The sequence below is a fragment of the Burkholderia sp. Ac-20345 genome (assembly GCF_017104825.1).
GTDB lineage: Bacteria > Pseudomonadota > Gammaproteobacteria > Burkholderiales > Burkholderiaceae > Burkholderia > Burkholderia lata_B.
This window is the reverse complement of record NZ_JAAGPO010000284.1, coordinates 1-10,043: the sequence shown is the minus strand read 5'-3', so window position 1 is coordinate 10,043 and position 10,043 is coordinate 1. Positions and strand designations below refer to the sequence as shown.

Annotated in this window: 10 protein-coding genes; 5 read left to right on the top strand and 5 right to left on the bottom strand. The window is 67.7% G+C overall.

Going from position 1 to position 10,043, the window contains the following annotated elements; translation table 11 throughout:
• Positions 1-1,633, top strand: a 1,633-nt coding sequence (locus G3O06_RS44185) for a sulfatase-like hydrolase/transferase (protein WP_205819843.1), incomplete at its 5' end; no start/stop codon positions are given.
• Between the two features lie 157 nt (positions 1,634-1,790).
• A complete protein-coding gene (locus tag G3O06_RS44180; RefSeq protein ID WP_205819842.1) occupies positions 1,791-2,513 on the top strand; it encodes a haloacid dehalogenase type II in 723 nt (240 codons plus the stop codon).
• Here the strand turns inward: G3O06_RS44180 and G3O06_RS44175 are convergent.
• From G3O06_RS44175 to G3O06_RS44165, 3 genes are all read right to left on the bottom strand, one after another.
• On the bottom strand, positions 2,467-3,000 hold the full coding sequence (locus tag G3O06_RS44175) for a hypothetical protein (protein ID WP_205819844.1): 534 nt from the start codon (positions 2,998-3,000) through the stop codon (positions 2,467-2,469). The genes G3O06_RS44180 and G3O06_RS44175 overlap by 47 nt on opposite strands.
• A 59-nt stretch (positions 3,001-3,059) precedes the next feature.
• Positions 3,060-3,851, bottom strand: coding sequence for a uracil permease (locus G3O06_RS44170; protein WP_205819841.1), 792 nt, complete (start codon positions 3,849-3,851; stop codon positions 3,060-3,062).
• Positions 3,852-3,958: 107 nt separating this feature from the next.
• Positions 3,959-4,918 (bottom strand): LysR family transcriptional regulator, encoded by a 960-nt coding sequence (locus G3O06_RS44165; protein ID WP_174974531.1) that lies wholly within the window; start codon positions 4,916-4,918, stop codon positions 3,959-3,961.
• 157 nt (positions 4,919-5,075) lie between these two features.
• Here G3O06_RS44165 and G3O06_RS44160 point away from each other — a divergent pair, with 157 nt between their 5' ends.
• From G3O06_RS44160 to mmsB, 3 genes are all read left to right on the top strand, one after another.
• Complete coding sequence (locus G3O06_RS44160; RefSeq protein ID WP_205819840.1) at positions 5,076-6,395, top strand: MFS transporter; 1,320 nt, start codon at positions 5,076-5,078, stop codon at positions 6,393-6,395.
• Positions 6,396-6,507: 112 nt separating this feature from the next.
• Positions 6,508-8,034: a CoA-acylating methylmalonate-semialdehyde dehydrogenase gene (locus tag G3O06_RS44155; protein ID WP_174974535.1), complete on the top strand. Its 1,527-nt coding sequence runs from the start codon at positions 6,508-6,510 to the stop codon at positions 8,032-8,034.
• Between the two features lie 65 nt (positions 8,035-8,099).
• Entirely contained in the window at positions 8,100-8,990 is an 891-nt protein-coding gene (mmsB, locus tag G3O06_RS44150; RefSeq protein WP_205819839.1) for a 3-hydroxyisobutyrate dehydrogenase, read from the top strand.
• Between the two features lie 121 nt (positions 8,991-9,111).
• Here mmsB and G3O06_RS44145 read toward each other — a convergent pair whose 3' ends face one another.
• Positions 9,112-9,444, bottom strand: a complete 333-nt coding sequence (locus G3O06_RS44145; protein ID WP_174911019.1) for a hypothetical protein — start codon at positions 9,442-9,444, stop codon at positions 9,112-9,114.
• Between the two features lie 219 nt (positions 9,445-9,663).
• On the bottom strand, positions 9,664-10,043 hold a 380-nt coding region (locus G3O06_RS44140; RefSeq protein WP_205819838.1), incomplete at its 5' end, for a cytochrome c.

Sequence of the window (10,043 nt, the reverse complement as noted above, 5' to 3'; positions counted from 1 at the left end):
CATCCTGTTCATCCTGACCGACCAGGAGCGCCACTTCGACCGCTGGCCGTTTCCGGTGCCGGGCCGCGAAGCGCTGCGCCGCGACGGCATCACGTTCATGCACCACCAGATCGCCGCGTGCGTGTGCTCGCCGTCGCGCTCGACGGTCTACACGGGGCAGCACATCCAGCACACCGGCGTGCTCGACAACGCGGGCGTGCCCTGGCAGAAGGACATGTCGCCGGACGTGCGCACCGTCGGCCACATGCTGCGCGACGCCGGCTACTACGCCGCGTATCTCGGCAAGTGGCACCTGAGCGCGTCGATGCACGAAACCGCGAGCCCGTACACGGCGCCCGTGGCCGACTACAACCGCACGATCCGGTCGTACGGCTTCGACGACTATTTCGGCGTGGGCGACCTGATCGGGATGGTGCGCGGCGGCTACCAGTACGACGGGATCACGGCCGAGGCCGCGGTGAGCTGGATGCGCAACCACGCGCCGCGTCTCGCGAAGGAAGGCAAGCCGTGGTTCCTCGCGGTGAATCTGGTGAACCCGCACGACGCGATGTTCGTGAACACCGATACGAACGGCTCGACGGTGCAGGACGCGAACCACCCGATGCTCGGCAACGCGCCGCCGCCGAACGACGCGCTGTATCGCACGTCGTGGCACGACGTGCCGCTTGCGGCGTCGCGGCGGCAGCCGTACGACGAGCCGGGGCGGCCGCCCGCGCACGGGATGTTCAACGCCGCGCATGCGAACCTCGTCGGCCGCTATCCGTTCACCGACGAACGCCTGCGCATCTATCAGGATAACTACTTCAACTGCGTGCGCGATTGCGATACGCACGTCGTGCGCCTGCTGCAATCGCTGCAGTCGCTCGGCCTCGACGAACGCACGATCGTCGTGATGACGGCCGACCACGGCGATCACATCGGCGCGCACCAGCTCGTCGGCAAGGGCGCAACCGCGTACCAGCCGCAGAACCACGTGCCGCTCGTGATCCGCCATCCCGCGTATCCGGGCGGCATGCAGTGCGATGCGCTGACGTCGCACATCGACATCGCGCCGACGCTGCTCGGGCTCACCGGCCTCGACGATGCGCGCCTCGCGTCGATCCGCGGCAGCGCGCTGAAGGGGCACGACCTCACGCGCTGGCTCGCGAAGCCGGCCGATGCGAAGCTGCACGCGGCGCGCGATGCCACGCTGTTCAACTACGCGATGCTGCTCTACTACGACAGCGAATGGATGCTGAAGGAGCTGGGCACGATGCGCCAGAAAGGCGTGCCGGAGGACGAGCTGCTGCGCCGCGCGCTCGCGCAGCAGCCGGATTTCCGGTTGCGCGGCACGATCCGCAGCGTGTTCGACGGCCGCTACCGGTTCACGCGCTATTTCTCGCCGCTCGAATTCAACCGGCCGACGACGATGGAGGACCTGTTCGCGCGCAACGACGTCGAGCTGTTCGACATCGCGAGCGATCCGGGCGAGATGCGCAATCTCGCGATGGACAGGAAGCAGCACGGCGAGCTGCTGCTCGCGATGAACGGCCGCCTGAACGACCTGATCGCGAGCGAAGTCGGCGACGACAGCCCCGACGTGATGCCGATCCGCGACGGCAAGGTGCAGGTGCAGATCCGCAAGTGGCATTGAGGACCCAAGCGCCTCCGGACGCGGTGCAAACCGGGCGCCTTCGCGACCGGTCAAACCGCCTTTTCGTATCCGTGATTCAATGACGATCGAACCGGCGTCGCGCAGTCGGGCGGCACGGCGATTCGACACCTCATCGATCGACCCTCACTGGATCACCATGACGAACCCTGCCGAAATCAAGGCGCTCGTTTTCGATGTCTTCGGAACGATCGTCGACTGGAGAAGCGGCGTCGCCCGCGGCGCCGCCGCGTTCCTCGACCGCTACGCACCCGCGCTCGATCCGCTCGAATTCGCCGATGCGTGGCGAGCCGAATATTCGCCGTCAATGGAAGAAATCCGCAGCGGGCGCCGCCGCTACGTGCGGCTCGACGTCCTGCACCGCGAGAACCTCGTCCGCACGCTCGACCGCTACGGGATCGTCGACGTGCCTGACGCCGACATCGACGCGCTCAACCTTGCGTGGCACAGCCTCGACCCGTGGCCCGACGCCGTCGCGGCGCTGCAACGGCTGAAGCGGCGCTTCATCATCGCGCCGCTGTCGAACGGCAACATCCGGCTGATGGTCGACGTCGCGAAACGCGCGGGGCTGCCGTGGGATGCGATTCTCGGTGCGGAAGTCGTCCGCGCGTACAAGCCGTCGCCGCAGGTGTACAGCGACACCGTCGAGATTCTCGGCGTCGAGCCGGCCGAGCTGTGCCTGATTGCCGCGCACAACGGCGATCTCGCGGCCGCGCGCCGGCAGGGGCTGTCTACCGCGTTCGTGCTGCGACCGACCGAACACGGGCCCGGCCAGACGACCGACCTGAAAGCCGACGATGCGTGGGACTTCGACGTCAGGAACCTGAACGAACTCGCGGATCGGCTGGGCTGCCCGGGTTAAGCGGCGGTGGCACGGCCTGCCCCCGCGCCGCCATCGCGAGGCGCCGCCAGTTGCGCGCCGCATACCGGTGCGCCTGCTGCAACGCGAGCCACAACCCGATCTGCCGGACCGGCTTGAAGAGGCCACGCGCACTGAACACGGTGCGCCGTTCGACGCGTGTCCTGCCGTCTTCGATTGGCGTCAGCGTGAATTCGTCCTCCAGCAGCCCGACCCAGTCGCGGCACCACACCGTCGACGCCACCATCCGGTAACGCAGCCGGCGATGCTCGTCGAGCACGAGGATCCGCTGGTCGATGGTGCCGCGATCGGTCGTGCACTGCCGCGTGTTGCCGACGGCCGGCACGCCTTCAAGCACGCGGCAACTGACCGGCTTCGGCACACCGAGGCGGAACAACAACGGCCGCGTGTCGTCCATCCGGGCATGGAGGAAATGCGGCCATACATGCTCGGGCCGGCAATCGAACGTCCACTGCGAATGAATTTCCACGACCGTCTCCTGGCGGCTGTCGGTGCGACCATGATGGCACAACCGCACCGCCGCCTCCGTTACTTCACGACCACACGCCAGGCGGTTCGCGCATAGATGAGCAGCAACGGCAGCAGCGAAAGCGCAAACAGCAGGCAGAGCGCCAGCACCCACACCGGCCACTGTTCCGGATTCCCCCGCGCCCAGTAGCGGTAAGGCACGCTCAGGAACCCGATTTCCATCAGCAACGCGCCGAGCGGCACGAGCCCGTTCATCACCACCGCCACGCCGAAGCGGGCCGCGCGGTCGAGGTTCCGGCCGGCGCCGTACGCCGCGATCAGGTAAAGGAAGTACCCGGTCATCGCGACCATCAGCCCGCCGCCGGCCAGCAGGCCGACACTGCGCACGCTGCGCTCGTGCAGTTGATTCGCGCCCTGCGGCAGCACGACATCGACGCGCTCGCCGATCTCCGGCACGCTGCCCGAGCGGATGTTGCCAGGCAGCACGACCCGCTCGCCATCCGGCATCACGGCTTCCAGGATCGACGTGTACTTGATGCACCGATACTTTGCGGTGCGCCCGCTGCTGTCGCGGCGCTCGCAGGTGTCCCACTCGGACTGGTAGGACACGACGGTCGCCTCGTATTTCGGCGACACCGCCAGTTCGTAGAGTTCGTCACCGATCCAGTACGCGAACGGGAAGAACAGCGACACCAGGCAAAAGCACACGAGCCACCAAAACGTGACCGCGCCGCCCGATCCGCGCTTGCTGCCGGTCTGGCGGCGCACCATGCGCGACGCGAGCCAGTACGCGGCAACGCCGAATACGGCCACACAGACCACGAAAACCTTGCCCGCATGCGTCAACGCCATCTGCGTTTCCCCCGATAACCGGCCGGATCTTCGCCAGCCGCTTTTTTTCAACCAGATCGATCAAATCGTCGTCACCGCCACCGCAACCGCCACACTCGCCCGCTCCGCTATTCCGGCTCGCCGACGAATCTCAGCCTCCCCGATTCGCCCGACAGCAGCGCGCGATTCGCGTCCGCCGCCGCGCGCAGGTAATCCCACAGCGCGGTCACGCGCCGCAGCTTGCGCAGATCCTCGCGGCACGTGAGCCAGAAGCACCGCGTGACGACCACGTCGTCCGGCAGCACGGGCACGAGCGCTGGCTGCGTAGCCGCCATGAAGCACGGCAGGATCGCGAGCCCGCCGCCCTGCAGCGCCGCGAAATACTGCGCGATCACGCTCGTCGTGCGCAGCCCGGCCGTCGCGCCCGGCACCGCGCGGTCCAGGTACAACAATTCGTTGCTGAACGCGAGATCGTCGACGTAGCTGATGAACGCGTGCTGCGCGAGATCGGCCGTGCAGGTGATCGGCGCGTGGTTCGCGAGATAGTCGCGCGTCGCATAGAGCCGCAGCTGGTAGTCGCACAGCTTGGTGACCACGTAAGGCCCGCGCTCGGGCCGCTCCAGCGTGATCGCCAGGTCCGCCTCGCGCTTCGGCAGGTTGACGAAATGCGGCACCGGCAGCAGGTCGACCGTCACGTGCGGGTGCTCGGCACGAAACTGCGCGAGCTGCGGCGCGAGGAAAAAGCAGCCGAACCCTTCCGTCGACCCGATCCGCACGTGGCCCGACAGCGCCTCGCCCGTGTTCGCGACCTGGTCGCACGCGGACTGCACGGTCGTCTCCATCGCGTCCGCATACGCGACGAGCCGCTGCCCTTCGGCCGTCAGCGTGAAGCCGCCGGATCGCGACTTGTCGAACAGCAGCGTGCCCATCGCGGCCTCGAGCGCGCGGATGCGCCGCGCGACGGTCGTGTAGTCGACGCCGAGCCGCTTCGCGGCGCCGCTCGCGCGCTGCGTGCGCGCGACTTCGAGGAAAAAGCGCAGGTCGTCCCAGTTCAGGTTGCCGGAAACCGGCTCGGTGGCATGTCGCATCGGCGAGGGAAAAAGGGGCTGGAGTCTCCGGGCCGGCCGTCGATATGCATAAATGCACATCCAACCGGTTTCTTTATCGGTACATGATGAATCCGCGCATAACTATACTCGACCGTGACCTGCGGACTACGAGCCGCGGCACCACCACGGAGACACCATGCAGACCCGATCCACCCTCGATGAGCATGCGACAGTCGCGGCGCCGGCACCCGCCCGCACCGCGAAGCACTACCTGTTGGCCGGCTGGGCCAGCATGGCCGGCACCACGATCGAGTGGTACGACTTCTTCCTCTACGGCACGGCCGCTGCCCTCGTGTTCAACCGCATCTTCTTCCCGTCGCTGGACCCCGTCGTCGGCACGCTCGCCGCGTTCGGCACGTTCGCGGTCGGCTTCATCGGCCGGCCGATGGGCGGCATCGTGTTCGGCCACTTCGGCGACCGCATCGGCCGCAAGTCGATGCTGATGATCACGCTGCTGCTGATGGGCGTGCCGAGCATGATCATCGGGCTGATCCCGTCGTACGACAGCATCGGCTACTGGGCCGCCGCGCTGCTGATCGCGATGCGCTTCCTGCAGGGGATGGCCGTCGGCGGCGAATGGGGCGGCGCGGTGCTGATGGCCGTCGAACACGCGCCGAAGGGCCGCAAGGGGCTGTTCGGCAGCCTGCCGCAGACGGGCGTCGGGCTCGGCCTGATCCTGTCGTCGGTCGCGATGGCCGCGGTGGCCGCGCTGCCGGAAGCCGACATGCTGTCGTGGGGCTGGCGCGTGCCGTTCCTCGCGAGCATCGCGCTCGTCGGCCTCGGCTGGTTCATCCGCGCGAAAGTGCCCGAATCGCCCGACTTCGAGAAGATGCAGCGCCAGGGCAAGGCCGAGAAGTCGCCGGTGACGGCCGCGCTGCGCCGCCATCCGCGCGAGGTGCTGACGATCGTCGGCGCGCGCGCCGCGGAGAACACGTGGTTCTACATGGTCGTCACGTTCGCGCTCGCGTACGCGACGCAGCAGCTGCACCTGCCGAAGGCCGAGATGCTGCACGCGATCACGGCCGGCGCGGCGCTGTCGCTCGTCACGATGCCGCTGTGCGGCCACCTGAGCGACAAGATCGGCCAGCGCCGGATGTTCGCGATCGGCCTCGTGCTGATGTGCGCGTTCGCCGCGCCGTTCTTCATGATGCTCGGCACGCAGCAGGTGTCATACGCATGGTGGGCGATCGTGCTCGGCCTCGGCGTCGTGTTCCCGATCCTCTATGCGCCGGAATCGCTGCTGTTCGCGCAGCAGTTCCCCGCGGAAATCCGCTACAGCGGCATCTCGCTGTCGGTGCAGCTCGCCGGCGTGATCGGCGGCGGCTTCGCGCCGATGATCGCGACGTCGCTGCTCAAGGCCGGCGGCGGCCAGCCGCACTACGTGATCGCGTACCTCGTCGGCTTCGGCGTGTTCGCGCTCATATGTACCGCACTGATGCGCCCGGCACGCGCCTGAGCACGCCGGCCGCATCCGTTCGATTTCAGTTCAGCCTGCTGCCCGCCGCGCATGCACGCACGGCGGAAGCAGACACCTTTTTTCATCGTCACACCGCTTTCCGGAGAGTTCCATGAACGCCGCAGTTCCCCAGACCACCCTCGCCCTGCCCACCGCCAAGCTGCTGATCGACGGCGCGTTCGTCGAATCGCAAAGCACCGAATGGGGCGACATCGTCAACCCCGCGACGCAGGAAGTGATCGGCCGCGTACCGTTTGCGACGCTCGACGAGGTCGACGCCGCGATCGCATCCGCGCAGCGTGCATTCCAGACGTGGAAGACGACGCCGATCGGCGCGCGGCTGCGCATCATGCTGAAGTTCCAGGATCTCGTGCGCCGCAATCTCGAACGGATCGCGCACACGCTGACGGCCGAGCAAGGCAAGACACTGCCCGACGCGCAAGGCGACATCTTCCGCGGCCTCGAAGTGGTCGAGCACGCGTGCTCGATCGGCACGCTGCAGCAAGGCGAATTCGCGGAAAACGTCGCGGGCGGCGTCGATACCTACACGCTGCGCCAGCCGATCGGCGTGTGCGCGGGCATCACGCCGTTCAACTTCCCCGGCATGATTCCGCTGTGGATGTTCCCGATGGCGATCGTCTGCGGCAACACGTTCGTGCTGAAGCCGTCCGAGCAGGATCCGCTGTCGACGATGCAGCTCGTCGAACTCGCGATCGAGGCCGGCGTGCCGCAAGGCGTGCTGAACGTCGTGCACGGCGGCAAGACGGTGGTCGACCGTCTCTGCACGCATCCGGACATCAAGGCGATCTCGTTCGTCGGCTCGACGCGGGTCGGCACGCACGTGTACAACCTCGGCAGCCAGCACGGCAAGCGCGTGCAGTCGATGATGGGCGCGAAGAACCACGCGGTCGTGCTGCCCGATGCGCACCGCGAGCAGTCGATCAACGCACTCGTCGGCGCAGGCTTCGGCGCGGCCGGCCAGCGCTGCATGGCGACGTCGGTCGTCGTGCTCGTGGGCAAGGCGCGCGACTGGCTGCCCGAACTCGTCGAGAAGGCGAAGGCGCTGAAGGTCAATGCTGGCGCCGAAGCCGGCACGGACGTCGGGCCAGTCGTGTCGAAGGCGGCGAAGGAACGCATCCTGTCGCTGATCGACTCGGGTGTGAAGGAAGGCGCGACGCTGTTGCTCGACGGCCGCGACGTGAAGGTGCCCGGCTACGAGCAGGGCAATTTCGTCGGCCCGACGATCTTCTCGGGCGTGACGACCGACATGTCGATCTACAAGGAAGAAATCTTCGGGCCGGTGGTGGTCGTGCTCGAGGCCGACACGCTCGACGAAGCGATCGCGCTCGTCAACCGCAACCCGATGGGCAATGGCGTGGGCCTGTTCACGCAGAGCGGCGCGGCCGCGCGCAAGTTCCAGAGCGAGATCGACATCGGCCAGGTCGGCATCAACATCCCGATCCCGGTGCCGGTGCCCTACTTCAGCTTCACGGGCTCGCGCGGCTCGAAGCTCGGCGATCTCGGCCCGTACGGCAAGCAGGTCGTGCAGTTCTACACGCAGACCAAGACGGTCACCGCGCGCTGGTTCGACGACGACGCGACGGCCGGCGGTGTGAACACGACGATCGCGCTGCGCTGATCGATATGCATGGGACCGGACTAAGCGCTAAAGCGCCAAGTCCGGTCGACAAAGGAACCACACACATGGAAATCGCATTCATCGGGCTCGGCAACATGGGCGGCCCCATGGCCGCCAACCTGCTCAAGGCCGGCCACGCGCTGACGGTGTTCGACCTCGACGCGCACGCGGTCGACGTCGCGGTGCGCGCCGGCGCGACGGCCGCCGGCTCGCCGCGCGAAGCGGCCGCGCGCGGGGCCATCGTGATCACGATGCTGCCGGCCGCGCAGCACGTGCGCGCGGTCTACCTCGGCGACGACGGCGTACTCGCCGGCGCACGCGCCGGCGCAATGCTGATCGACTGCAGCACGATCGATCCCGGCACCGTGCGCGCGGTGGCCGACGCCGCCGCGCAGCGCGACTTCCCGCTCGCCGACGCGCCCGTGTCGGGCGGCACCGGCGGCGCGCAGGCCGGCACGCTGACCTTCATGGTCGGCGCGGATACCTCACTGTTCGAGCGCATCCGCCCCGTGCTGCTCGACATGGGGAAGAACGTCGTGCACTGCGGCGGCACGGGCACCGGGCAGATCGCGAAGATCTGCAACAACCTGCTGCTCGGGATCTCGATGATGGGCGTCTCGGAAGCGATGGCGCTCGGCGCCGCGCTCGGGATCGATCCGGCCGTGCTGGCCGGCATCATCAATACGTCGACCGGCCGCTGCTGGAGCTCGGACACGTACAACCCGTATCCGGGCGTGAGCGACACCGCGCCGGCCGCGCGCGGCTACGCGGGCGGGTTCGCGGCGAACCTGATGCTGAAGGATCTCGGGCTCGCGACCGAAGCGGCGCGCAGCGCGCACCAGCCGGTGTGGTTGGGCGCGCTCGCGCAGCAGCTCTATCAGTCGATGAGCCAGCAGGGGCTCGGCACGCTCGACTTCTCCGCGTGCGTGAAGCTGTACGAGGCGCAGCCGGCGTAACCGCCGCAGCCTGCACCGGACGTGCGCCGACCCGCGATGCGCGTGAACGGCATCGCGGGTCGTTTTGCTAGCGGGGAAAGAAAAACGCGGGCGGCGACGGCACGTCAACGCCGCCGGTCGTTCAACCGCGCGGGTTCGACGCGGTCTCGAAGGTCGGATGGCACTCGAACGCGAGTTCGGAGCGCGCGTCGACACTGCTGCGGCCGGTCAACGATTCCTGCTTCATGCTCGCGCGCATCCCGCGCTGCGTGCAGTAATCGGCGGCCTCGCTGAGCGCCTTTTCATGGGCGTCGGCCCACGACGTCGATACACCCACCGTGCGGGTCTTCACGGTGTAAACGTTCGGGTTGGACGTCGCGGTCACGTCGGAAGCGGTCGAACACGCGGCGAGCAAGCATGCAGCAGCCGCGACGGTCAACCATCGCAAGGTTCGAAAGGAAACTGGAGTGGACATGGGGGGCAAGCGCGCGCCGTTCGACGCGCATTGAGCAACATAGCCGACAGTATGCCTGCTCGATCGCCGGAGATCATGCCCCTTTCAGTGAACACATTGTTTCGAATGGTTAAACGATGAGAAAAATGGGGCAATATTTCCGCCCCATTTCCGGGCCAGATCGCGCCAACGGGTAGTTTTGCCCGGTCGACCCGCCGCAGCTCGTTTTCCGAAGGCCGATCAGTGCGCGGCTTCCCGCCGAATCCTTGCCGACGCTTCCGCCAGGTTCCGCCACGCCGGCTGCCCCGGCGCATAGCGCGCGCGGATGTAGGCGGCAAGCTCGGCCATCTGCCGGTCGTCGAACGCGTCGCCGAAACCCGGCATGTAGCCGAGCTCGCCGGTGGCCGGCTGGTCGATCCCGTGATGCAGCACGCGCAGCAGGTTGTCCGGCGCGGCCTGGCTGACGCTCGTGTTGAGCCCCATCAGCGGACGTACGCCGAAATGCCCGACGCCGCCCGATTCCGCATGACAGACCGCGCACGCGGCGTCGAACGCCCGGCGACCGTTCTCCAGGCCCAGCGTCGCGACGGCTTCCGCGCCGCGCGCCTGCCGGGCGGCCG

Coding starts and splice junctions, on each gene's coding strand:
- G3O06_RS44160 (WP_205819840.1), top strand. CDS start 5,076: ATGCAGACCCGATCCACCCTCGATGAGCATGCGACAGTCGCGGCGCCG.
- G3O06_RS44180 (WP_205819842.1), top strand. CDS start 1,791: ATGACGAACCCTGCCGAAATCAAGGCGCTCGTTTTCGATGTCTTCGGA.
- G3O06_RS44170 (WP_205819841.1), bottom strand. CDS start 3,851: ATGGCGTTGACGCATGCGGGCAAGGTTTTCGTGGTCTGTGTGGCCGTA.
- mmsB (WP_205819839.1), top strand. CDS start 8,100: ATGGAAATCGCATTCATCGGGCTCGGCAACATGGGCGGCCCCATGGCC.
- G3O06_RS44145 (WP_174911019.1), bottom strand. CDS start 9,444: ATGTCCACTCCAGTTTCCTTTCGAACCTTGCGATGGTTGACCGTCGCG.
- G3O06_RS44165 (WP_174974531.1), bottom strand. CDS start 4,918: ATGCGACATGCCACCGAGCCGGTTTCCGGCAACCTGAACTGGGACGAC.
- G3O06_RS44155 (WP_174974535.1), top strand. CDS start 6,508: ATGAACGCCGCAGTTCCCCAGACCACCCTCGCCCTGCCCACCGCCAAG.